The following is a 23863-nucleotide window of genomic DNA, read 5'->3' as shown; positions in this document are numbered from 1 at the left end:
ACCATGCGCTTTCTCTACTCCTGCGCGACGGCGCTCGCGCTGCTGGCGGCCTGGCCGGCCCAGGCGCTGACGTCCGACGAGGCGCGGGCCATGGCATCGGGCGAGACCGACGACCGCGTCGTCGCCATCAACAAGGCCGTGCTCACGGCCGATGCGAGGACGGCCGACTTTTTCCAGGCGATGGCCGACGACGCCGTGAAGACCACGCCCGAGCGCGTCTTCGTGACGAAGGACGACAAGGGCTTCGATCCCGTCACCGGCGCCGAAGCCAAGGTACCCGACGACGCCGAGGACATCGTCAACAACAACCTGCTGCGCAGCACGCTGGCCTCGGCGATGGCCGCGCTCCAGCTCACGAGCGCGGACGAGAAGGTGCGTGGCGACGCCGTGCAGACGCTGCTGAACGAGCCCGACGAATCGCGCCTGCCGCTGATCGAGAAGGCCCTGGCCGCCGAGCAGGTGCCCGCCATCAAGGCCCGGCTGGAGCGCGTGCGCGCGGCCAGCCTGCTCGACAGCGCCGACCGCGCGCGCCGCATCGAGGCCGCCGGCGCCCTGGCCACCAGCGGCAGCCCCGAGGTCAAGCTGCTGCTCAACGAGCGCCTGGGCAAGGAGGACGACGCCGAGGTCAAGGCCGCGCTGACGGCCGCGATCCGGAGCATCGACGACCGCCTGGTCTGGGGCGACCGCATCAACGCCGTCTTCAGCGGCATCAGCCTGGGCTCGGTGCTGCTGCTCGCCGCGCTCGGCCTGGCGATCACCTACGGCCTGATGGGCGTGATCAACATGGCGCACGGCGAGCTGATGATGATCGGCGCCTACGCCACCTACCTGATGCAGGGCGTGTTCCAGCGCTACCTGCCCGAGGCCTGGTTCGGCGGCTACCTGCTCGCCGCGATCCCGGTGTCGTTCCTGGCCGCGGCGCTGGTGGGCGCGGTGCTCGAGCGCGGCGTGATCCGCTTCCTGTACGGCCGCCCGCTGGAGACGCTGCTGGCCACCTGGGGCATCAGCCTGATGCTGCAGCAGCTGGTGCGCTCGATCTTCGGCGCGCAGAACGTCGGCGTGGAGAACCCGGCCTGGATGAGCGGCGGCTTCACCATGCTGGGCAACGTCTCGCTGCCCTGGAACCGCATCGGCATCATCGTGTTCGCGGTGGCGGTGCTGCTGGCCATGGGCTGGCTCATCGGCCGCACGCGGCTCGGGCTGTTCGTGCGCGGGGTCACGCAGAACCGCCCGATCGCCTCCTGCATGGGCGTGAACACGGCGCGCATCGACACCTATGCCTTCGCGCTGGGCTCGGGCATCGCCGGCCTGGCGGGCTGCGCGCTCAGCCAGATCGGCAACGTCGGCCCGGACCTCGGCCAGAGCTACATCGTCGACTCGTTCATGGTGGTGGTGATGGGCGGCGTCGGCCAGCTCGCCGGCACGGTGTACGCGGCCATGGGGCTGGGCATCCTCAACAAGTTCATCGAGGGCTGGGCCGGCGCGGTGCTGGCCAAGATCGCGGTGCTGGTGTTCATCATCGTGTTCATCCAGAAGCGGCCCCAGGGCATCTTCGCCATGAAGGGACGGGAAGCATGACCGCCGCAGTGACTCTGCCGACCAGGGGGCCGCTGCTGCGCGGCAAGGGCTGGACCGCGTTCTTCGTGGCGCTGATCGCGGTGTGCGCGGTGGCGCCGATGCTCAACATGTGGGTGAGCCCGGACAGCCCCTTCCACCTGAGCGACTACGCCGTGGCCCTGACGGCCAAGATCATGTGCTACGCCATCTGCGCGCTGGCGATGGACCTGATCTGGGGCTACACGGGCATCCTGTCGCTCGGCCACGGGCTGTTCTTCGCGCTGGGCGGCTACATGATGGGCATGTACCTGATGCGCCAGATCGGGCGCGACGGCAACTACAAGAGCGACCTGCCCGACTTCATGGTGTTCCTCGACTGGAAGGAGCTCCCCTGGCATTGGACCTTCAGCGGCAGCTTCGCGATGACGCTGGTGCTGATCGTCGCGGTGCCGGGCCTGATCGCGCTGGTGTTCGGCTTCTTCGCCTTCCGCTCGCGCATCAAGGGCGTGTACTTCTCGATCATCACGCAGGCCCTGACCTTCGCGGCGATGCTGCTGTTCTTCCGCAACGAGACCGGCTTCGGCGGCAACAACGGCTTCACCGACTTCAAGCGCATCCTGGACATCCCCATCGCCACGCAGGCCACGCGCATGACGCTGTTCGCCATCACCGGACTCACGCTGCTCGCCTCCTTCCTGTTCGCGAAGTGGCTGGTGGCGAGCAAGTTCGGCCGCGTGCTGCAGGCCATCCGCGACGCCGAGACGCGGGTCATGTTCTCGGGCTACAACCCGTTGCCCTACAAGCTGACGATCTGGGTGATCTCGGCCGTGATGTGCGGCGTGGCCGGCGCGCTCTACGTGCCGCAGGTGGGCATCATCAATCCGGGCGAGATGAGCGCGGCCAACTCGATCGAGATCGCGATCTGGGCGGCGGTGGGAGGGCGCGCCACGCTGATCGGCCCGATCGTGGGCGCCTTCATCGTCAACGGCGCCAAGAGCTGGCTGACGGTGGCGTACCCGGAGTACTGGCTCTACTTCCTCGGCGCGCTGTTCATCGCCGTGACGCTGTTCCTGCCCCAGGGCATCGTCGGGCTGGTGCGCAAGTGGCGCGCTCCCCAGGCCCAGGGCGCGGCGGCGTCGGGCGACGCCCGGCAGGAGGCGCAGCGCGCGCTGGCCGCCGGCGAGGGCATGGAACCGGAAGCGCTGCCGCCCGCGGGCGTCGCCACCGCCGCCGGCATCGAGACGAAGGGAGCGCGCGCATGACGCCCGATCTGATGGAAGCGGGCGCCCAGCGCCTGTCGACACGCGGCGGCGCGCTCGCCCCGACGGGCAACACCGAATCGGGCGGGCGCGAGGCCGGCTCGGGGCGCATCGCCACGCCGGGCGAGGTCGACGTCACGCACGGCCGCATCCTCTACCTGGAGGACGTGTGCGTGAGCTTCGACGGCTTCAAGGCCATCAACAAGCTGTCGCTGGACATCGCCCCGGGCGAGCTGCGCTGCATCATCGGCCCCAACGGCGCGGGCAAGACCACGATGATGGACATCATCACCGGCAAGACCCGGCCCGATTCGGGCACGGTGTTCTTCGGCAGCACCATCGACCTGCTGCGCTACCGCGAGGCCGAGATCGCGCAGTTGGGCATCGGGCGCAAGTTCCAGAAGCCCACGGTGTTCGAGCAGCTGACGGTGTTCGAGAACCTGGAACTGGCGCTCAAGACCGACAAGGGCGTGGCGCGCTCGATGCGCTTCCGGCTCGACTCGGCGCAGAGCGACCGGCTCGCCGAGATCATCGCCACCATCCACCTGGCCGACAGCGTCACGCGCCTGGCCGGCACGCTCAGCCACGGCCAGAAGCAGTGGCTGGAGATCGGCATGCTGCTGATGCAGGACCCCAAGCTGCTGCTGCTCGACGAGCCGGTCGCGGGCATGACCGACGAGGAGACCGCCCGCACGGCCGAGCTGTTCCTCACGCTCAAGGGCCGGCATTCGCTGATGGTGGTGGAGCACGACATGAGCTTCATCCGCACGATCTCCGAGATCGTCACCGTGCTGTGCGACGGTTCGGTGCTGGCGCAGGGAACGCTGGACGAGGTGCAGGCCGACGAACGCGTGATCGAGGTGTACCTTGGTCGATAGCGCGGGACATCCCTTCCGAAAGGACACGCCATGCTCACGGTGAAGAACATCCACCAGTACTACGGCGGCTCGCACATCCTGCGCGACGTCAGCTTCACGGCCACGCTCGGCAAGGTCACGGTGCTGCTCGGGCGCAACGGCGTGGGCAAGACGACGCTGCTGAAGTCGCTCATGGGCCTGGTGCCCATCAAGAGCGGCAGCATCGAGTTCGACGGTCAGCCCATCCAGAAGCGGACGCCCTACGAACGCGCGCGCGCCGGCATGGGCTTCGTGCCGCAGGGCCGCGAGATATTCGCCCGGCTGACGGTCGAGGAGAACCTGCGCATGGGTCTGGCCTACAAGCGCGGCGGCACGCCGATCCCGGCCGAGCTGTACACGCTGTTCCCGGTGCTGAAGCAGATGCTGCACCGGCGCGGCGGCGACCTCTCCGGCGGCCAGCAGCAGCAGCTCGCCATCGCCCGCGCGCTGGCGCCCGGGCCCAAGCTGCTGATCCTGGACGAGCCCACCGAGGGCATCCAGCCCTCCATCATCAAGGACATCGGCCGCGTCATCCGCATGCTGGCCGACCGGGGCGACATGGCCATCGTGCTGTGCGAGCAGTACTACGACTTCGCCCAGGAACTGGCCGACGAGTACCTGGTGATGGAGCGCGGCGAGGTCATCGCGCGCGGCCAGGGCAAGGACATGGAAGCGCAGGGCGTGCGCCAGCTCGTCGCGATCTGACGCGGCCGGCGGGCGCGCCGGCGGCCGAGGGTCCGGCGGCGCCAGGGCGACCTCGGGACGAAGGCGTCCCGCCTGAAACGGGCGCGCGCCGGCTGCCTTTTCGAGGGGTGCGTGTTAAGGTCGATCGACAGGGTTAACCCCTAGACCGCCATGCCGTTACGCGGCCCGGCATCATCCGCATCCCGTCCGCGCCCGCGCCCTCCCGCCATGACCACGCCCATCCTTTCCGACGACCTCGCCGATCCCTCGACCATGCCCGCGCGCAGCGCCGAGGCCGACCGCACGCTGCTGCGCGCCGTGCTGGCGCTGGGCGTGGGGGGCTTCGCGCTGGGCACCGGGGAATTCGTCATCATGGGCCTGCTGCCCGAGGTGGCCCAGGACATCGGCGTGAGCATCCCGCAGGCCGGCCACGTGATCAGCGCCTATGCCGTGGGCGTGGTGCTGGGCGCGCCGCTGCTGGCGGTGCTGGCGGCGGGCTGGCGCCGGCGCACGCTGCTCATCGCCCTGATGGCGGTCTTCGCGCTGGGCAACTTCGCCTCGGCGCTGGCGCCGGGCTACCTCTCGCTGAACCTCATGCGCTTCCTGACCGGCCTGCCGCACGGCACGTACTTCGGCGTGGCGGCGCTGGTGGCGGCCTCGCTGGCTCCGCCGGGCAAGCGCGCCCGCGCCGTCGGGCTGGTGATGCTGGGACTCACCGGGGCGACGCTGGTGGGCGTGCCCATCGCGGCCTGGCTGGGGCAGGAATTCGGCTGGCGCGCGGCCTTCGTCTTCGTCGGCGCGATCGCGCTGCTGGCCATGGTCATGCTGCGCCGGGGCCTGCCCGACATGGCGCCCACGCCCGGCGCCAGCCCGATGCGCGAGCTCGACGCGCTGCGCCGCAAGCAGGTCTGGCTGACGCTGGGCATCGCGGCCATCGGCTTCGGCGGCATGTTCGCGGTCTTCAGCTACATCAAGCCCACGCTCACGGAGGTCGCGGGCATGCCCCTGGGCGGCGTGCCGTTCGTGCTGGCGCTGTTCGGGCTGGGCATGGTCACGGGCAACCTGGTGGGGGCGCGGCTGGCGGACCAGGCGCTGATGCGGACCATCGGCACGCTGCTGGTGTGGTCGGTGCTGGTGCTCGTGGCCTTCGTCTTCATGGCGCACCACGTGGCGACGGCGGCGCTGGGCACCTTCCTGATCGGCACCATCGTCGCCATCGGCCCGGCCCTGCAGATCCGGCTGATGGACGTGGCCGGCGAGGCGCAGACCCTGGCCGCCGCGCTCAACCATTCGGCCTTCAACATGGCCAACGCGCTGGGCGCGTGGCTCGGCGGCGTGGCCATCACGGCCGGCCTGGGCTGGACCTCGACCGGCTGGGTCGGCGCGCTGCTGGGCATCGCCGGCCTGGGGATGTTCGCGTGGTCGCTGTCGGTGGAACGGCGCACGCGGCGCGGCGCGGCCGCGCACGCCTGAGCGGGGCCCTGGCGCGGCGCGGCGCGGCGCCCGGGAGCGGGCGCTGGTCGCCTAGCGCGGCGTCTTGCCGACCATCTTCGCGGCGCGCAGGAAATCGAAGTCCACGCCTTGGTCGGCCTGCGTCACCGCCTGCAGGAACAGCTTGCGGTAGCCGCGCTCGGCGCTCGGCGGCGTCACCGGGGATTCCAGGGCGCGCCGGGCGAGTTCGTCGTCGGACACGAGCAGGCGGATCTCGCGGTCCTTGACGCTCAGGCGGATCCGGTCGCCGTTGCGGACGTGGGCCAGCGGGCCGCCGACGGCCGACTCCGGCGTCACGTGCAGCACGATGGTGCCGAAGGCGGTGCCGCTCATGCGGCCGTCGGAGACGCGCACGATGTCCTTCACACCCGAGCGGGCCAGTTTGCGCGGGATGGGGATGTAACCCGCCTCCGGCATCCCGGGCGCGCCCTTGGGGCCGATGCGCTTGAGCACCAGGATGTCGTCGGCCGTGACGTCGAGGTCGTCGCGGTCGATGCGCTCGACCAGGTCCTCGATGCCCTCGAAGACCACCGCGCGGCCCTCGTGCTCCATGAGGCGCGGGTCGGCCGCCGACTGCTTGATGATGGCGCCGCCGGGCGCGAGGTTGCCCCGGAGCACGGCGATGGCGCCTTGCGGGTAGATGGGGTCGGCCATCGGGCGCACGACGTCCTGCCTGAAACCCGGGCCGGCCCGGTCGAGTTCCTCGCCCAGGGTGCGGCCCGTCACGGTCAGGGCGTCCAGCTTCATCAGCGGCCGGAGTTCGCGCAGCAGCGTGGCCATGCCGCCGGCGGCGTGGAAGTCCTCCATGTAGTGCTGGCCGGACGGCTTCAGGTCCAGCAGCACCGGCGTCTCGCGCCCCATGCGGTCGAGCGCGGCCATGTCGATCTCCAGGCCCATGCGTCCGGCGATGGCGGCCAGGTGGACGATGCCGTTGGTCGAGCCGCCGATGGCCAGCAGCACCCGCATCGCGTTCTCGAAGGCATCGGGCGTGAGGATCCTGTCGATGGTCAGGCCGGTGCGCGCCATCGCCACCGCCTGCGCGCCGGTCTGCTCGGCGACGCGGATGCGCTCGGCCGTCACGGCCGGTGGCGAGGCGCCCCCCGGCACCGTCATGCCCAGGGCCTCGGCGATGCACGCCATGGTGCTGGCCGTGCCCATCACCGAGCAGGTGCCCACGCTGGCGACGAGCTGGTTGTTGACGTCCACCGATTCCTGCACGTCGATCTCGCCGGCACGGAAGCGCCCCCAGTAGCGGCGGCAGTCCGTGCAGGCGCCCACCCGCTCGCCCCGGTGGCTGCCCGTCAGCATCGAGCCGGTGATGAGCTGGATGGCCGGAATGCCGGCGGAGGCGGCGCCCATGAGCTGCGCCGGCACGGTCTTGTCGCACCCGCCGATGAGGACGACCGCGTCCATCGGCTGGGCCCGCACCATCTCCTCGGTGTCCATCGCCATGAGGTTGCGCAGGTACATGCTCGTGGGCGCGGCGAAGCTCTCGTGGATGGAGATGGTGGGAAAGTCCATCGGCAGGCCGCCGGCGAGCATCACCCCGCGCTTGACCGCCTCGATGAGCTGCGGCGCGTTGCCATGGCAGGGGTTGTAGGCGCTGCCCGTGTTGGCGATGCCCACGACCGGCCGGTCCAGCGCGGTGTCGGTGTAGCCGGCGCCCTTGATGAAGGCCTTTCTCAGGAACAGGGAGAAGCCCTGGTCGCCATAGCTGGTCAGGCCCTTGCGCATGCCGGCGTCGACCATGTCCGCGTCCGGTTCGAAAGGTGATTTTTCCGCTTCTTGCATGGTCTTGGCGCTTTCTTCGTGATGAGGGGACGGGGCCTGGCCAGTGTGACGAACGCGCGGGCCGCGACGAAGCGGCGCCACCAGCGACAGACAACAAATTTATTGTGGTCCCCCGTAGAGCGCCCGGGCTTCGTCGAGCAGCGCCCGGGCGAGGGTCGCCCGCGGTCCCTGCTTCGCCCACACGACGCCCATGCGCCGCACCGGCGCGCGCCCGGGCAGCGGGAGGCGGACGATGTCGAAACCGCTGTGCCACATGGGCGCCCAGTCGGGCAGCAGGGCGACGCCCAGTCCCTGGTCCACGAACGCGGCGATGGCCATGAGGCTGTCGATCTCCAGGCGCTGGCGCACCGCGATGCCGTGGTCGCGCAGGTAGCGGTCGGCCAGCTGGCCGCCGAGGACCGAGCGGTCGTAGCGGATGAAGGGCTGGCGGGCCAGGAGGTCGTGGGCCGATCCGCCCTGCAGGCGTCGGGGCGCCACCACCAGCAGCGGCTCCTCGATCAGCAGGCTCCACTCGCAGCCCTTGCCGATGGCGAACTGCGGCTCCACCACGATGGCCGCGTCCAGCGCGCCGGCGGCCACCTGCCGGCACAGCTCGACCGAACTGCCCTGGAGGACCAGCACGGACAGCGCGGGATGCCGGTCGTAGAGGCGCCTGAGCACCGGCGGCAGCACGCCCGTCATGGCCGATCCGAAGACGCCCAGGCGCAGTTCCCCCGGGGACATGCCGTCGTCCGCGGCCGCGCGCAGGTCGCGCACCTCGCGCAGCAGGTTGCGCGCGCGCTCGAGCATCCCGAGGCCGGCCTCCGTCGGCCGCACGGACCGGCCCGAGCGCTGCACCAGGGCGATGCCGAGGTCGGCCTCCAGCGCCTTCACGCGCGCGGCGATGGCCGCCGGGGTCAGGTCCAGGCGTCGCGCGGCTTCGGCCATCGACCCCAGTTCGACCACGGCCACGAAGCTCTGCAGGTAGCGCGTGTCCATGCGGCGAATGTACGGGCGCCGGTGGCGCGGAACATAAGAATCTTGTTGTCTGACTGTCTGGTCGCGGCGGGTTCCGCCCCCGGGCGTCCACGAGACTCCGGCGTCATGACGCACAGAATCCGCGGCGCGCTGGCGCCGGTCCTCACCCCGTTCACGGCCGACCTGGCGCCCGACACCGAGCGGTTCGTCGCCCATTGCCGCTGGCTCGCCGGGCATGGCGTCGGCCTGGCGGTCTTCGGCACCAACTCCGAGGCCGCGTCCCTGTCCACCGGCGAGCGCATCGCGCTGACCGACGCGCTGCTGGAGGCCGGCGTCCCGGCCGGCCGGCTCATGCCCGGGACGGGCGCCTGCGCGCTGTCCGACGCGGTGGCGCTCTCGCGTCACGCGAGCCGGGCGGGCGCGGGCGGCCTCCTGGTGCTGCCGCCGTTCTTCTTCAAGGGCGTCTCCGAGGACGGCGTGTTCGCCTATTACGCCGAGCTCATCGAGCGCGTGGGCAGCGGCTGCGCGCCCATCTACCTCTATCACATCCCCCAGTTCACCTGCGTGCCCGTCACGCCCGCGCTCGTCGAGCGCCTGCTCGCGCGCTACCCAGGCGTGATCGCGGGCGCCAAGGACTCCTCGGGCGACTGGGACAACACCCGCGCGTTGCTCGAGAACTTCGCCGCCGGCGGCTTCGATGTCTTTCCCGCCAGCGAATCGCTCCTGTCGGCGGCGCTCCCGCTGGGCGCGGCCGGCTGCATCAGCGCCACCGTGAACGTGAACCCGGGGGGCATCCAGCGCCTGATCGAGGGCTGGCGCGGCCCCGAGGGGCCCGACCTGCAGCGCGCGGCCGACCGGGTCCGCCAGGCGTTCCAGGGCGCCAGCATGATCCCCGCCATGAAGCATGCCGTGGCCCTGCACGCCGGCCAGCCGGTCTGGCGGACCGTCCGCCCGCCGCTGACCCCGCTCGGCGAGGACGCCGGGCGCCGGCTTCGCGGCGACCTGGAAGCCATCGGCTTCGCCATGCCCGGCTACCCCCGCGCACCCCAGGAGACATGACATGAACCTTCGCCCGACACGCCGCGCGGCCCTGCTCACCGGCGCCTGCCTCGCCGCCGCCGCCCGCGGCGCCTTCGCCCAGGACTGGCCCACCCGGCCGGTCGTCATCGTGGTGCCCTTCGCGGCCGGCGGCACCACCGACCTCGTGGCGCGCGCGCTGGGCGACCAGCTCGGCCGCAGCCTCGGTCAGCCGGTCGTCGTGGAGAACCGGCCCGGCGCTGGCACCACCCTGGGCGCGGACCACGTGGCCAAGTCCCGGCCCGACGGCCACACGCTGCTGATGGGCGCGGTGCACCACACCATCGCGCCGAGCGTCTACCGGAAGCTGCCCTACGATTTCACGCAGGACCTCGCGCCGATCACGACCGTGGCGATGGTGCCCAACGCGCTGGTCGTGAATCCCGAGTTCACGCCCGCCAGGAACGTCGCGGAACTCGTCGCGCTGGCCAAGGCGTCGCCCGGCCGGCTGTCCTTCGGCTCGAACGGCAACGGCACCGCCCAGCACCTCATGGGCATGCTGTTCCAGAGCTCGACCGGCACCACCCTGCTGCACGTGCCCTACAAGGGCAGCGCGCCGCTCACCACCGACCTGCTCGGCGGCCAGGTCAACATGTCCTTCGACAGCATCACGACGCTGACGCAGCACATCGCCACCGGCAAGCTGCGCGCCCTGGCCGTGACGACGCGCGCGCGCACGCCGTTCCTGCCGGACGTGCCGACCCTGGAGGAGGCGGGCCTAAAGGGCTTCGGCATCGAGACCTGGTACGGCGTGCTCGCCCCGGCGGCGACCCCCAAGCCGATCGTGGCGCGCCTCAACGCCCAGATGCTGGCGGTCATCCGGAGCCCGGAATTCGTCAAGCGCATCGCCCTGGGCGGCTGCGAACCCCTGGGGGGCTCGGTGGAGGAGTTCGAGGCGCGCATCGCCTCGGAGACCGCCCGGTTCGCCCGGATCGCCAGGGAAGGCAACGTTCAGGTCGAGTAGCGCGATCCGTCCTCGCTGCCCATCGGCGGGGCGATGTCCTCCAGCGAGCGCCGCTCCGCGTCCACGCCCCAGCGCAGCGCGATCAGGCCGGCGGCCACGACCAGCACGGCGCCCAGGGCATAGCCCGCGGCCACCGCGCCCCGGCTGCCGGTCTCGATCAGCAGGCCGAACAGGAACGGCGCGGCGAAGCCGCCGGCGCCCGTGCCCACGGCGTAGAACAGCGAGATGGCCAGCGCGCGCATCTCCAGCGGGAACACCTCGCTGACCGTCAGGTAGGCCGAGCTCGCCGCCGCCGAGGCGAGGAAGAACACCGCCGACCAGCACAGCGCCTGCGTCAGCGCGTCGAGCCAGCCGGCCATGAAGGCGGCCCCGGTGAGCGCCAGGCCGACGCCCGACAGCGTGTACGTCAGCGCGATCATCCTGCGCCGCCCCACGCGGTCGAACAGCGGGCCCAGCAGCAGCGGGCCGAGCACGTTGCCCAGCGCGAACGGGAAGATGTAGAGCGCCACGCGCCCGGCCGGCACGCCGTGGAAGCGCGTGAGCACCAGCGCGTAGGTGAAGAAGATCGCGTTGTAGAAGAAGGCCTGCGACACCATCAGCGCCAGCGCGACGATGCTGCGCTGGCGATAGCGGTGGAACAGCACCTGCGCCACCCGCCGCAGCGACGGCGCCGTGCCGCCGGCCACGAAGGCGTGATGCTGCGCGAGGGGCACCGGCGGCAGCGGGCCGTGCTCGGCCGCGACGCGGGCCTCGATGGCCTCGATCACGGCCAGGGCCTCGGCCTCGCGGCCGTGCGCCATCAGCCAGCGCGGGCTCTCGGGCACGTCGCGCCGGATCAGCAGGATCGACAGCGCCAGCAGCGCGCCCAGCCCGAAGCCCACGCGCCAGCCCCACACCGGCCCGAGCACGCGCGGGTCCAGCAGCACCAGGCTCAGGCCCGCGCCCATGGCCGCGCCGAGCCAGAAGCTGCCGTTGATCGCGAGGTTGACGCGCCCGCGCACGCGCGCCGGGATCAGCTCGTCGATGGCCGAGTTGATCGCCGCGTACTCGCCGCCGATGCCCACGCCGGTGATGAAGCGGCAGACCGCGAAGAACAGGAAGTCGGTCGAGAACGCGGTCGCGAAGCTCGCCGCCGTATAGACCGCCAGCGTGATGAGGAACAGCTTCTTGCGCCCCAGCCGGTCGGCCATGCGCCCGAAGACCAGCGCGCCGAGCACCGCGCCGCCGATGTAGAGCGAGCCCGCCCCGCCGATCTGCGCGGCCGACAGCCCCAGCGTGTCCGGGCGCTCCAGCACGCTGCCCACCGAGCCGACCAGCGTCACCTCCAGGCCGTCGAGCACCCAGGCGATGCCCAGCGCGATCACCACGCGCCAGTGCCAGCGCGACCAGGGCAGGCGGTCGAGGCGGGCGGGAATGTCGGTGGTGCGGTGGCGTGGCGGGGAGGCGGGGGTGGCGGCGTTCATCCGACGCACTCTATGCCGGGCGACGGTTTCCCGCCCGCGGCGTGGGGCGCGGTCAGCGCGGCGCGCGGGCGTCGAGCAGCCGCGCGATGGCCTCGGGCAGGCCCTGGTGGGGCTTGGCCGGCGGCGGCGCGAAGCTGCCGGCCGTGGCCCGGCCCGGCGCCAGCGCCACCAGCGTGGCCGCGTGCCGCACGGCGCTGGAGACGCCGTCGACCACCGGCACCGGCAGGCGCCCGCGCAGCGCGCGCGCGAGTCCCGCGAGCGGCGCCCCGGCCAGCACGATGACCTCGGCGCCGTCCTCGCGCACCGCGCGCTCGCACAGCGCCAGCAGCGCGTCGGCGTGCTCGTCCTGCACGCCGCCGATGCTGGCCAGGGGCCGGTCGAGCGCGCGGATGCTCGCCAGCCGGCCGATCAGCCCGTGGCTCTCCACCATCTCGCGGTACCAGGCCTGGATGCGCTGCGAGATCGCGACGATCGAGAAGCGGTGGCCCAGCAGGCAGGCGGTGGCCAGCGCCGACTCGGTCATGCCCAGCACCGGCACGGGCAACGCCTCGCGCAGGGCGGCCAGGCCGGGGTCGCCGAAGGCCGCGACGATCACCGCGTCGTGGCCCGCGTGGTGCTCGGCGGCCAGCTGCGCGGTGGCGTAGGCGCCGATCAGCGCCTCGAAGCGCGTCTCGATGTAGGCGACGCCGAAGGCGGCGGTCCTCATCGTCAGCTCGGTACCGGGCTCGGCGCTGCGCCGGGCCTCGGCCTCGATCAGCGCCGTGACGCTGTCGGAGATGTTGGGGTTGATGACGAGCAGTCGCATCGGGGCCGTCCCTTCCTCAGCGGCGGCGCGGCATCAGCGTGGGCAGGCCGCAGGCCAGCAGCTCGCCGCGCCCGCGCCGGGGGTGGAAATCCGTGCCGTCCCACACCACCTCGCCCCGGGCGAGGGTGAGGCCCGGCCAGGCCTTGAGCGTCATGCCCTCGTAGGGCGTGTAGTCGACCTCGTGGTGCAGCAGCGCGTTGCTCAGCGCCACCTCGCGCTCGTCCCAGATCACCAAGTCGGCATCGGCGCCGATGGCGATGGTCCCCTTGCGCGGGTGCAGCCCGTAGGCCTTGGCCGGGCCGGTGGCGGTCAGCTCGACGAAGCGGTGCTCGGTCATGCGCCCGGTCAGCACGCCCTCGGACCACAGCAGCGGCATGCGCGTCTCCAGGCCCGGGATGCCGTTGGGGATGTGGCGGAAGGCGACCTCCTCGCCGTCGGGCTTCTTGCCCTCGGGCGCGTCGTACTTGAAAGGCGCGTGGTCGGAGGAGAAGACCGAGAACAGGCCGTCGGTCAGGGCGTCCCAGATCACCTGCTGGTTGGCCTTGTCGCGCGGCGGCGGGCTGCACACGCACTTCGCGCCCTTGTAGCTGTCGTCGATGCCCAGGTCCTCGGCCGTCAGGAACAGGTACTGCGGACAGGTCTCGGCGAACACGTTGAGGCCGTGCGCGCGGGCCCAGCGGATCTGCTCGACCGCCTCGCGCCCGGAGACGTGGACGATCAGGATCGGCACGTCCACCAGCTCGGCCAGGGCGATGGCGCGGTGCGTGGCCTCGCGCTCCACCAGCATCGGGCGGGCGTGCGCGTGGAAGCGCGGCGCGGTGCGCCCGGCCGCTTCGAGGCGCCTGGTCAGCCACTCGATGCAGTCGGCGTTCTCCGCGTGCAGCATGGCCATCGCGCCGTGCGCTCGCGCGACCGCGAGCACGTCGAGGATCTGGCCGTCGTCGAGCTTCATGTCGTCGTAGGTCATGTAGATCTTGAACGAGGTGAAGCCCTCGGCGATGAGCGCGGGCAGTTCGTCGCGCAGCACCTCGGGCGTCGGGTCGCTCACGATCAGGTGGAAGGCGTAGTCGACGTGCGCCTTGCCGGCGGCGCGCGCGCGGTAGTCCTCGACCGCCGCGCGCAGCGACTGGCCCTTGTGCTGCGCGGCGAACGGGATCACGGTGGTGGTGCCGCCGCAGGCCGCCGAGCGCGTGCCGCTGTCGAAGTCGTCGGCGTTGCGCGCGGGCGGCGCCATCGGCTGGTCGAGGTGGCAGTGGGCGTCGACGCCGCCGGGCGTCACGGTGCGCCCGGCCGCGTCGATCTCGCGCGCGCCGGGCCCGAGCGCGCGGCCGAGCTGCGCGATGCGCCCGCCGACGATGCCGATGTCGCAGTCGAAGGTGTCGGAGGCGGTGACGACGCGCGCGTTGCGCACGACGAGGTCGAAGTCGGTCATGGGTGTCCCGGGGGGTGTCGTGGAGGGTGGGGAAAAACAGGCGTCGCGGGCCGCTCAGGCGGCCATCCAGCCGCCGTCGACCATCAGCTCGGCGCCGGTGACGAAGGTGGCCTCGCCGCTGGCCAGGAACAGCACGGCGCGCGCCACGTCGCCGGGACGGCCCAGGCGCGGCCAGGGCGTGCGGCGGTGCGCGCGCGCCAGCACGTCGGGGTCGACCGCGCGGCCGCCCGCGCCGGTCTGCACCTTGCCCGGCGCGACGGCGTTGCAGACGATGCCGCGCGCGGCGTAGTCGGCCGCGACCTGGCGCGTGAGGTAGGCGATGGCGGCCTTGCTGGTGCCGTAGGCGAGGTCGCCCGGCGCGGCGATCAGGCCGTGCTGGGACGACAGGTTGACGATGCGCCCGCGCACCTCGGGTTCGCCGTCCGCGCCGTCCGCGCCGTCCGCGCCGTCGAGCGGCGCCAGCGGCGCCTGCCCGACCATCTGCCGCACCGCCGCGCGGCAGCAGCGGAAGACGCCTCCGAGGTTGACGTCGAGCACGCGCTGCCAGTCGGCGTCGTCGAGTTCGAGCAGCGGCCGGGCGTGGCGCACGCAGGCGTTGTTGACCAGCACGTCGAGCCGCCCGTGGCGCGCGACGGTGCCCGCGACCAGCGCCTCGACCTGCGCGCTGTCGGCGACGTCGGTGCGCACGAACTCGGCCACGCCGCCCTCGGCCGCGATCACCCCGGCGGTCGGCGCGCCGCCCTCGACGACCGCGGTGTCGATGTCGGCCACGACCACCGTCGCGCCGTGGCGCGCGAGCAGGCGGGCGATGGCACGGCCGATGCCCGAGGAGGCGCCGGTGACGATGCAGACGCGGCCGCGCATGCGGCGCGCGTCGGGGTGCAGGGGGGCGGTGGACGCGTTCATCTCAGTCCCGGTCGGTGGCCTGCAGCCAGGCGTGGAAATCGGCCGCCGCCTCGGGCAGGTCGAAGCGCGGCGCGAAGCCGGTGTCCGCGCGCAGGCGGCGAATCGACATCGGGGCGCGGTCGCGGGGGGCGTAGCAGTCGATGCGGGCCGCGCCGTCGGCACCGGCATCGCCATCGGCGTCGTCGGCGATGCGCCACGCGAAGCCCGGATGCCAGGCGGCGACGCGTTCGCACCACTGGCTCAGAGACCACTCGAAACCGGCCGCCAGGTGGTAGACCGGCGCGGGCGGCGACGGCGCATCCAGCAGCGCGGCCAGGGCCGCCGCGGCGTCGCGCACGTAGAGCCAGTCGCGCCGGCTGTCGCGCGGCAGGCGCACCGCCCGGCCGTGGCGCGCGTGGTGCAGCACCTGCCAGGGCGCGCTCAGGGTGTCGCGCACGCCGGTGGCCGCCTCCCAGGGGCCGAAGCAGGTGCCCAGCCGGCCGGTGCGCAGGTCGATGCCGTGCAGCGCCGCCAGCCGCGCGGCGGCGGCCTCGGCGGCCTGCTTGGAGATGCCGTAGAGGCCTTCCGGCCGCAGGGGCGTATCGCGTTCGTCGAGCGGCGTCGTCGCGTACCCGGCGGCACCGTAGACCGACCCGGAACTGCCCAGCACCACGCGGCCGACGCCCGCCCCGGCGGCGGCGTCCAGCGCCGCCAGCACGCCGCCGACGTTGACCTCGAGGATCGCCTGCGGCATCGCCCGCTCGCGCGCGGCGTCGGCCGTGATCGCGGCCAGCAGCACGATCCGCTCGACCGCGTGGTCGCGCAGCACGCGGCCGAGCGCGGCGGCGTCGCGCACGTCGCCCGCCACCGCGTCGAAGCGCCCGGGCAGGGCGGCGAAGGCGCGCCGGGCGGCCGGCGGCGGCGCGGCGAGGTCGTAGCCGACCACGCGGTCGCCGCGCGCGAGCAGGTGCTCCGCGAGCGCCAGACCGACGAAGCCGCTCGCGCCGGTGACCAGGACGGTGGTGGTGGCCATGCGCGGCGCCGGCCTCAGGCCGCGACGGCCGCCTCGGGCCGCAGCAGGTGGAGGATGTGGCGCTTGTAGTCGTTGAACTGGGCGCTGGTGGGGTCGCGCGGGCGCTCCAGGTGGATCGGCAGCAGTTCGCGGATGCGCCCCGGGCGCGCCGACATCACGGCCACGTGCGTGCCCAGCGCGAGCGACTCGTCGATGCCGTGCGTGACGAAGACGATGGTCGCCTGGCTCTCGCGCCAGATGCGCACCAGCTCCGTGTGCATCTCCATCTTGGTCTGCTCGTCGAGCGCGCCGAAGGGCTCGTCCATCAGGATCACCTCCGGGTTCATCAGCAGCGCGCGCGCGATGCCCACGCGCTGGTTCATGCCGCCCGAGAGTTCGCTCGGGAAGTGGTTCTCGAAACCGGTGAGCCGCACCATGTCGATGAAGCGCTGGGCGCGCTCGCGGCGCTCGGGCCGGCCGACGCCGCGCATGGTGAGGTGGAAGGCCACGTTCTCCCACACCGTCAGCCACGGCATCAGCGTGGGCTGCTGGAACACGAAGCCGCGGTCCGAGCCCGGCGCGCTCACGGCCTGGCCGCCCACCGTCACGGTGCCGGTGGTGGGGTGGTCGAAGCCCGCGATCATGTTGAGCAGGGTCGACTTGCCGCAGCCGCTGGGCCCGAGCAGGCACAGGAACTCGTTGCGCCCCACGCTCAGGCTGATGTCGTCGAGCGCCTTGACGGGCACCCCGCGCTTGGGGTCCTCGAACAGGCGCGTGACGCGGTCGATGGTGATGAGCGTCATGGCGTCAGCCTTCCTTGGCCTGCAGGGTGGAGCCGCGCTGCCAGCGCAGCACGTGCGCGGCGACGCGCTTGATGGCGAAGTCGCTCAGGAAGCCGAGCAGGCCGATGCTGGCCATGGCGGCGATCACGAGGTCGTAGCGCAGGAAGTAGTAGGAGTCCCACAGCACGTAGCCCACGCCGCTCTTCACGGCCACCATCTCGGCCGTGACGGTGAGCATCCAGGCCGAGCCGATGGCGATGCGCAGGCCCGAGAAGATGCTCGGCAGCGCCGCCGGGAAGACGATGTGGCGCAGCAGCTTGCGCGGCGTGCCGCCGGCCATCGCGCCGGCGCGCAGCAGGTTGCGGTCGACCGTCTTCACGCCGTGGATGGTGCTCAGCAGCACCGGGAAGAACGAACCCAGGAACACCAGGAAGATGGCCGGCTTGTCGGCGATGCCGAACCAGATGATGGCCAGCGGGATCCACGAGACCGGCGGCACCGGGCGCAGCACCTGCAGCACCGGCTCGATGAGCTTCTCCACGGTGCGCGACCAGCCGATCGCCATGCCCAGGCCCACGCCCAGCAAGGTCGCCAGCGCGAAGCCGGAGAACACGCGGGTGGCGCTGGCGGCGGTGTCCATCGCCCAGTGGCCGCTGTAGCTCTGGGTGTTGCCGTCGGTGGCGAAGACCCAGTCGGCCCAGGCCACCAGCACCTGCGAGGGCGCCGGCAGCAGCGCGCGCGGCAGGATGCCCGAGCGGGAGAACAGCTCCCAGCCGACGAGCAGCAGCACCGGCACGATGGCGCGCTCGATGCGGAGGTAGAAGCGGGCGAGCAGGGAGCGGGCGGCCATGGCGGTGGGGCTCAGTAGCCCAGCGCGGACTTCGGCTTGCCCGTGGCCGCCTCGAGGAAGCGGTAGTCCATGTGCTTCTCGATCGCGCCGGAGACGTCGGAATTGATGTACTTGAGGTCGCGCATCATGGCGCCGATGGCCACGGCCGGCGCGCGGTACATGCGGTAGTCGGGGTAGAGGTTCTCCACCGCGCCTGCGGCGATGGCCTTGTCCAGGCCGGTGACCTTCTGGATGGTGTCGACGAACAGGCCCTTGTCGGCGGTCATCAGGTCGTTGACCTTGACGATGGCGCGCACGGTCTCCTCCACGCCCTTGGGCTTGCCGGCGATGACGTCCGAGCGCGTGACGATCAGGTTGGTGAGCTTGCCGGCGGCCTGGTCGTAGGGGTAGGCGAAGAACTTGGCGGCGTTGAGCTGGCGGATCTGCGTGGCGAAGGGGTCGACCGAGCAGATGAGCTCGATCTCGCCGCGGCGCAGGGCCTGGACGTGGTCCGACGGGTTGGGGATGTTGATGAACTGCACGTCCTTGTTGACGTCGATGCCCTGCTTGGCGAAGGCGCCGCGCATGTGGATGTCCTGCGCGTTGCCGCGCGAGGCCGCGACGCGGAAGGGCTTGCCGGCGGCCTTGTAATCGGCGATGACCTTCTTCAGGCCGGCCCAGTCGTTCTCCTTGATGGGCAGGTCGTTGCCCACCAGGATCTGCGAGCCGCCGTTGACCTGGCCGGAGACGGCGACGACGTCGAAGCCCTTGTCCAGCGCGGTGGCGTAGTGCAGGTAGGTGACCTGGGCGACGTCGATGCTCTTGGAGAGCAGGGCGGTGAGGACGTCGTTGCCGGTGTTGAAGCCGATGGCCTCCAGCTTGACGTTGGCGGCGTTCTGCGGCGTGAGCGACAGCGGCGTGCAGTGGGCGCACTTGGCGTAGCCGAGCTTGATCTCGGGCACGGCCTGGGCCTGCGCGAGGCTGGCCAGCGGCAGCACGGCGGCGGCGGCCAGCACGAAGTTGACGATGCGTCTGAACATGCGGTTTCCCATGGAGGTGGATGGACGACCGGGTGTCGCCTGCCACCGGTCTTGCAAGGGCCGTGCCAAAAACTGTATCCAATCCGTTTTGGCGATTCGGGTTACGTGCCGAGCGAAGCCCTGGAGGAGGGCGACCCAGGTCAGGAATGGATTGGATACAAAAGGACCAGCGATGGTGCGTGGCGCACCATGCCGGGGGCTCACTGCCAGTACCGCTTGCCCTCGGCGCCCCAGAGTTCGCGCGCGGCCGCCTCGGCCTCGGCGCAGACGGCCTCCATGTCCACCCGGGTCGGACGGCCGTCCTCCACCAGGACGTCGCCGGCCACCAGCACCAGGCGCACGTCGCGGCCCTGGCCGGTGTGCACCAGGTTGCCCAGCGGGTTGACGTGCGGGCGCAGGTGCGGCCGGTTGGCGTCGAAGACCACCAGGTCGGCGGCCTTGCCGACCGTCAGGCTGCCGATCTCGTCGTCCAGCCCGAGCGCCCGGGCACCGCCCATCGTCGCCATGTGGAAGACGTGGTGCGGCTGCCAGTGTTCGTCGACGCCGCCTTCCTGGACCCGCGCGGTGACCAGCGCCCAGCGCATCAGCTCGACCATGTCGCCGTGCTGGGTGTCGGTGGCCAGGGCGATGTTGACGCCGGCGCGCTTGAGCATCGGCGTGGGCGCGAGCCGCCCGGAAGTGGCGTTGCACTTGGGGATGTGCACGGCGTGCGCGCCGGCCCGGGCCATGCGCGCGACGTCGTCCTCGCTCACGTAGATGCAGTGGCCGCCCATCAGGCGGTGGTCGAGCAGGCCGGTCTCCGCCAGCACCTCGGTCGAGCTGCGGCCGGTGCGCGCCTTCACGCGGTCGACCTCGGTGCGGCTCTGGCCCAGGTGGGTGCTGACGACCAGGTCGTGCGCCTGCGCGGCCGCGGCGATCTCGCGCAGGAAGTCGTTGGAGCAGGTGTCGACCGCGTGCGCGGCCAGGTTCACGCGCACGCGCGGGTGGCCGGACCAGCGTTCGTGCAGCGCCAGCCCCGCCTCCAGCGTGCGGCGGCCGATGGCGCGGTCGTGGTGCCAGTCGCCGTGCGCCACGCGCGAGAAATCGACGTCGTGGATGCGCCAGCTCGGGCACAGCCGCACGCCCAGCTCGACCATCGCCTCGGTGCCGATGTCGGCGTGGACGAAGTTGTCGCCGATGACGGTCGAGCCGAAGAGCAGGGCCTCCAGCGCGCCCAGCCGGGCCAGCGCGCGCGCCTGCGCCGGGGTGACGGCGGTGCCCTTGGGGATGCCCGGCGTGTACGAGGGCGCGAAGCCCAGGTCGGCCGCGACGCCGCGCACCATGGTCAGCACGCCGTGCGTGTGCGGATTGACGAAGCCGGGCGTGACGAAGTGGCCCGGCAGGCGCAGCGTGCGCGCGGCCGTGAAGTGCGCCGGCGGCGCGCGGTCGAGCCAGGCGATGCGCCCGTCCCGGATGCCGATGGCGCAGTCGCGCACCTCCGGGCGACTCGGGTCGGCGGTCAGCGCGATGGCGTCGAGCAGCAGGAGGTCGAAGTGGGGGCCGGGAGGCGCCGTCGGTCCGCCGGGGCGGGGCACGGTGTCGTCCGGGGCGGGGGGTCGTCCGGCGGTCGGTTCCATGGCGGGACGTCATGCAATCGCTGTGCCAGTTTTGTATCCAATCCTGGTCCGGTCCTGGCCCCCGGAGTCTCTGGAACCATCCTTGCATGCGGGGTCCACGGCGGCCGTTGCCCGCCGCAGTCCGGTGCGCCGTCGCACCAGATTGGATACAAAAGACAGGCACTGGTGCATCCCATGAATCCGACTTCCACGAACCTCGAACCGCATCGCTGGACCGCCCGGCACCTGGCCGCGCGCGTGAACGCCCGTGCCCTGTCCGCCACCGAGGTCGCGCAGGACCTGGTCGCGCGCGTCGCGCGGCTGCAGCCGCGGCTCAACGCCTTCGCCGACTTCGACCCCGCCGTGCCGCTGGCCGCGGCGCGCGCGGTGGACGCGCGCCTCGCCGCCGGGGCGCACCTGCCGCTCGCGGGCGTGCCCTTCACCGTCAAGGACAACCTGTGGCTCGGCGGGCGGCCGGCCACCTTCGGCTCGAAGGTGTTCGAGGACTTCGTCGCCCCGCGCGATTCGTGGTGCGTGGCGCGCCTGCGTGCGCTCGGCGCGGTGCCGCTGGGGGTGACGAACTGCTCCGAGTTCGCCTGCAAGGGCATCACCGCCACGCCCCTGCACGGCGAGACGCGCAACCCCTGGGACCCGGAGCGCACCACCGGCGGCTCCTCCGGCGGCGCGGTGGCCGCCGTCGCGGCCGGGCTGGGGCCGATCGCGCTGGCCACCGACGCGGGCGGCTCGGTGCGCCGCCCGGCCGCGCACACCGGGCTGGTCGGCATGAAGCCCACGCTCGGCCGGGTGCCCGACCCGTGGGGCTTCGACGACCCCAGCCACCTGCTGTCGGTGGTCGGGCAGATCGGCCGCGACGTCGAGGACGTGGCGCTCATGCTCGACGCGCTCACCGCCTGGGTGCCGGCCGACACGCGCTCGTCGCCGGCCTTCGCCGTGCCCGACGCGCTGGCCGCGCTCGAGGCGCCGCCGGGGCCGCTGCGCCTCGCGTGGTCGCCCCACCTGGGCTGCGGGCTGGCGATCGACGCCGACGTGCGCGCCACGCTGGAGGCCGCCGTCGAGGCGCTGCGCCGCGCCGGCTGGCGCATCGAGGACGCCGATCCGGTCTGGCCCGCCGGCGCCGCCGAATACCCGCTCATCGCGCTGCAGCAGGCCGCCCTGGCCCAGCGCTTCGGCGACGTCTGGCGCCGCACGCCGGAGGTGCTCGACCCCGACATCGGCGCGCAGATCGAGCTCGGTTTCGCGATCTCCGGCGCGCGGGTGATGGAACTGATGAAGCTGCGCGAGGACTTCCATGCGAGCTTCACGCGCTTCTTCGGCGCGGCCGACGGCGGCGACGGGGGCGGTGGCGGCGAAGGCGGCTTCGCCGCGCTGCTGTGTCCGGTGAGCCCGGTCGAGGCGTGGCCGCTCGGCCGCCTGGGGCCGGCGGCGATCGGCGGGCGGCCGGCCGGCCCGCGCGGCCACGCGGCCTTCACGCCGATCTTCAACTACGGCGGCGTGCCCGCGATCTCGCTGCCGTGCGGCACCGGGCGCCAGGGCCTGCCCGTGGGCCTGCAGATCGCCGGGCCGCGCTTCGCCGACGCGCGCGTGCTGCGGCTCGCGTGGCACGCGCAGCAGGTGCTCGGCACGGGCGCGCCGTCGCCCCTGATGGCCTGAGGCCGGCGCGGGCGAGCGCGCGGGCGGGGTTCAGCCGAACAGCACCTGCGCCAGATCGACCTCGCCGGGCGCCTGCGCGTCCAGGTTCAGCGCGCCCTCGATGTGCGTCAGGTGCTCGGTCATCAGCCGCGCGGCCCCCTCGGCGTCGCCGCGCTCGATGGCGTCGATCAGCAGGGCGTGCTCGTCGTTGGGGCAGGCGACCGCCGTGGGCGCCTCGAAGGTCAGGATCGCGAGGCACGTGAGCGGGGTGAGTTCGCGCATCAGCCGCGCGAGGATGCTGCTGCCGGAGAGCTCGGCGAGCAGGACGTGGAAGTCGCCCGACAGCCGCACCGCCTGGCGGCGCTCGCCGCGCGCGTGCGCCTGCTGCTCGCGCCGCACCAGCGCGCGCAGCTGCCGCACGGCCGTCGGCGCCTTGCCCGTGGCGATGCGCTCGATCAGCCGCGTCACGGCGGCCGGCTCCAGCGTGCGGCGCACGGAGAGCACGTCGTGCGCCTCCTCGGCGCTGGGCGTGGTGACGAAGGCGCCCCGGTTGGGGATCAGCGTGACGAGCTGCTCGACGGCCAGGCGCTGCAGGGCCCCGCGCACCTGCGTGCGGCTGACCGCGAAGAGTTCGGCCACGCGCTCCTCCGACAGCTTGGTGCCCGGCAGCAGCCGGTGCTCGACGATGGCGTCGTAGATGCTGCGGTGGATGTCCGCCCGGCTGGCGCCGCCGCGGGTGGCGGCCGACGGCGCGGCCGTCCCGGGCGTCGCGGGCACGGCGGGGCGGGATCTGGAGGAAGTCATCGGGCGAGGGCGGTTGCGGCGGAGGGTGCGCGCGTCCGGGTCGGGCGGCGCGGCATGGATGGATACACGAACGCCGGGGATCGTATCCAATGCGCCGGGGGCTGGCACGCTTCTGGCGTCGGAGGCCGATCATTCATGCCCCAAAGGACAAGATGCCGGACCGCAAGCTGCTCGGGATGCTCACCCCCTCGTCGAACACCATCCTTGAACCCGTCACCGCCGCCATGCTGGCGGACCTGAGCGAGGTCAGCGCGCATTTCGGGCGCTTCCGCGTGACCGAGATCGCGCTGTCGGCCGACGCCCTGGCGCAGTTCGACAACCGCGAGATCCTGGCCGCGGCCGAATTGCTCTCGCACGCGCGCTGCCACGTGATCGGCTGGAACGGCACGGCGGCCGGCTGGCTGGGGTTCGAGTCGGACCGCGCGCTGTGCACGGCCATCGAGCGCACGACCGGCGCGCTCGCGTGCACGTCGATCCTGGCGCTCAACGAGATCCTGCGCGAGACCGGCGTGACGCGCCTCGGGCTGGTGTCGCCCTACCGCGACGACGTGCAGGCCGCGATCGTGCGCAACTACGCGCGCGAGGGCATCGACTGCTCGGCCGAGCGCCACCTCGGCCTGCAGGACAACTTCTCGTTCTCGCAGGTGACCGAGGACGAGATCTGCGCGATGGCGCGCGAGGTGATGTCCGGCCCGGCGGCGACGCGGCCCGAGGCCATCGCCATCTACTGCACCAACCTGTGCGGCGCGCCGGTCACGGCCCGGCTGGAGGCCGAGCTGGGCGTGCCGGTCTACGACACCATCGCCACGGTGGTGTGGAAGTCGCTGCGCCTGGCGGGCGTGGACACGCGCCGCCTGACGGGCTGGGGCAGCCTGTTCGAGCGCTGAGGC

Annotated in this window: 21 protein-coding genes; 9 read left to right on the top strand and 12 right to left on the bottom strand. The window is 72.5% G+C overall.

Annotated features, from left to right (window positions below):
• Positions 1 to 3: 3 nt before the first annotated feature.
• The 5 genes from urtB to NF681_15950 all read left to right on the top strand — a co-directional run bounded on the left by urtB (position 4) and on the right by NF681_15950 (position 5869).
• Positions 4 to 1578: an urea ABC transporter permease subunit UrtB gene (gene urtB, locus NF681_15970; protein UST55807.1), complete on the top strand. Its 1575-nt coding sequence runs from the start codon at positions 4 to 6 to the stop codon at positions 1576 to 1578.
• Complete coding sequence (urtC, locus tag NF681_15965; protein ID UST53784.1) at positions 1575 to 2819, top strand: urea ABC transporter permease subunit UrtC; 1245 nt, start codon at positions 1575 to 1577, stop codon at positions 2817 to 2819. The genes urtB and urtC overlap by 4 nt, the downstream gene beginning before the upstream one ends.
• Positions 2816 to 3694 (top strand): urea ABC transporter ATP-binding protein UrtD, encoded by an 879-nt coding sequence (gene urtD / locus NF681_15960; GenBank protein ID UST53783.1) that lies wholly within the window; start codon positions 2816 to 2818, stop codon positions 3692 to 3694. Before urtC ends, urtD begins: the two co-directional genes overlap by 4 nt.
• 30 nt (positions 3695 to 3724) lie before the next feature.
• A complete protein-coding gene (gene urtE, locus NF681_15955) occupies positions 3725 to 4417 on the top strand; it encodes an urea ABC transporter ATP-binding subunit UrtE (GenBank protein UST53782.1) in 693 nt (230 codons plus the stop codon).
• 252 nt (positions 4418 to 4669) lie between these two features.
• Positions 4670 to 5869 (top strand): MFS transporter, encoded by a 1200-nt coding sequence (locus NF681_15950; protein ID UST55806.1) that lies wholly within the window; start codon positions 4670 to 4672, stop codon positions 5867 to 5869.
• 51 nt (positions 5870 to 5920) lie between these two features.
• Here NF681_15950 and NF681_15945 read toward each other — a convergent pair whose 3' ends face one another.
• Entirely contained in the window at positions 5921 to 7678 is a 1758-nt protein-coding gene (locus NF681_15945) for a dihydroxy-acid dehydratase (GenBank protein ID UST53781.1), read from the bottom strand.
• 99 nt (positions 7679 to 7777) lie between these two features.
• Positions 7778 to 8656: a LysR family transcriptional regulator gene (locus tag NF681_15940; protein ID UST53780.1), complete on the bottom strand. Its 879-nt coding sequence runs from the start codon at positions 8654 to 8656 to the stop codon at positions 7778 to 7780.
• 105 nt (positions 8657 to 8761) lie between these two features.
• Here NF681_15940 and NF681_15935 point away from each other — a divergent pair, with 105 nt between their 5' ends.
• Positions 8762 to 9694, top strand: a complete 933-nt coding sequence (locus NF681_15935; protein ID UST53779.1) for a dihydrodipicolinate synthase family protein — start codon at positions 8762 to 8764, stop codon at positions 9692 to 9694.
• Position 9695: 1 nt separating this feature from the next.
• A complete protein-coding gene (locus NF681_15930) occupies positions 9696 to 10676 on the top strand; it encodes a tripartite tricarboxylate transporter substrate binding protein (GenBank protein UST53778.1) in 981 nt (326 codons plus the stop codon).
• Here NF681_15930 and NF681_15925 read toward each other — a convergent pair.
• From NF681_15925 to NF681_15885, 9 genes are all read right to left on the bottom strand, one after another.
• Positions 10664 to 12139, bottom strand: coding sequence for an MFS transporter (locus NF681_15925; GenBank protein ID UST53777.1), 1476 nt, complete (start codon positions 12137 to 12139; stop codon positions 10664 to 10666). The two genes, NF681_15930 and NF681_15925, sit on opposite strands and share 13 nt — an antisense overlap.
• A 52-nt stretch (positions 12140 to 12191) precedes the next feature.
• On the bottom strand, positions 12192 to 12944 hold the full coding sequence (locus NF681_15920) for an aspartate/glutamate racemase family protein (GenBank protein ID UST53776.1): 753 nt from the start codon (positions 12942 to 12944) through the stop codon (positions 12192 to 12194).
• Positions 12945 to 12960: 16 nt separating this feature from the next.
• Complete coding sequence (gene hydA, locus NF681_15915) at positions 12961 to 14376, bottom strand: dihydropyrimidinase (GenBank protein ID UST53775.1); 1416 nt, start codon at positions 14374 to 14376, stop codon at positions 12961 to 12963.
• Between the two features lie 54 nt (positions 14377 to 14430).
• Entirely contained in the window at positions 14431 to 15282 is an 852-nt protein-coding gene (locus NF681_15910; GenBank protein ID UST53774.1) for an SDR family oxidoreductase, read from the bottom strand.
• Between the two features lies 1 nt (position 15283).
• Positions 15284 to 16294 carry an NAD(P)-dependent oxidoreductase gene (locus NF681_15905; GenBank protein UST53773.1) on the bottom strand — a complete coding sequence of 337 codons (1011 nt, stop codon included), beginning with the start codon at positions 16292 to 16294 and terminating at the stop codon, positions 15284 to 15286.
• Positions 16295 to 16308: 14 nt separating this feature from the next.
• On the bottom strand, positions 16309 to 17076 hold the full coding sequence (locus tag NF681_15900) for an ABC transporter ATP-binding protein (GenBank protein UST53772.1): 768 nt from the start codon (positions 17074 to 17076) through the stop codon (positions 16309 to 16311).
• Positions 17077 to 17080: 4 nt separating this feature from the next.
• A complete protein-coding gene (locus NF681_15895; GenBank protein ID UST53771.1) occupies positions 17081 to 17905 on the bottom strand; it encodes an ABC transporter permease in 825 nt (274 codons plus the stop codon).
• Between the two features lie 11 nt (positions 17906 to 17916).
• The gene (locus NF681_15890) at positions 17917 to 18924 is read right to left on the bottom strand and encodes an ABC transporter substrate-binding protein (protein ID UST53770.1); all 1008 of its coding nucleotides are present in this window, start codon (positions 18922 to 18924) and stop codon (positions 17917 to 17919) included.
• 200 nt (positions 18925 to 19124) lie between these two features.
• Positions 19125 to 20540: an amidohydrolase family protein gene (locus NF681_15885; protein ID UST53769.1), complete on the bottom strand. Its 1416-nt coding sequence runs from the start codon at positions 20538 to 20540 to the stop codon at positions 19125 to 19127.
• Positions 20541 to 20714: 174 nt separating this feature from the next.
• Between NF681_15885 and NF681_15880 the strand changes: the two genes are divergently transcribed.
• A complete protein-coding gene (locus NF681_15880; GenBank protein UST53768.1) occupies positions 20715 to 22190 on the top strand; it encodes an amidase in 1476 nt (491 codons plus the stop codon).
• A gap of 30 nt (positions 22191 to 22220) precedes the next feature.
• On the opposite strand, the gene NF681_15875 is transcribed toward NF681_15880, so the two are convergent.
• A complete protein-coding gene (locus NF681_15875; GenBank protein UST53767.1) occupies positions 22221 to 22973 on the bottom strand; it encodes a GntR family transcriptional regulator in 753 nt (250 codons plus the stop codon).
• Positions 22974 to 23125: 152 nt separating this feature from the next.
• Between NF681_15875 and NF681_15870 the strand changes: the two genes are divergently transcribed.
• Positions 23126 to 23860 carry an Asp/Glu/hydantoin racemase gene (locus NF681_15870; protein ID UST53766.1) on the top strand — a complete coding sequence of 245 codons (735 nt, stop codon included), beginning with the start codon at positions 23126 to 23128 and terminating at the stop codon, positions 23858 to 23860.
• Positions 23861 to 23863 lie beyond the last annotated feature (3 nt).

The sequence above is a fragment of the Comamonadaceae bacterium OTU4NAUVB1 genome, assembly GCA_024372625.1.
In the GTDB taxonomy this organism is placed as follows: domain Bacteria; phylum Pseudomonadota; class Gammaproteobacteria; order Burkholderiales; family Burkholderiaceae_C; genus Variovorax.
The sequence above is the reverse complement of the archived record's forward strand: the minus strand, read 5'-3'. Positions and strand labels throughout refer to the sequence as shown.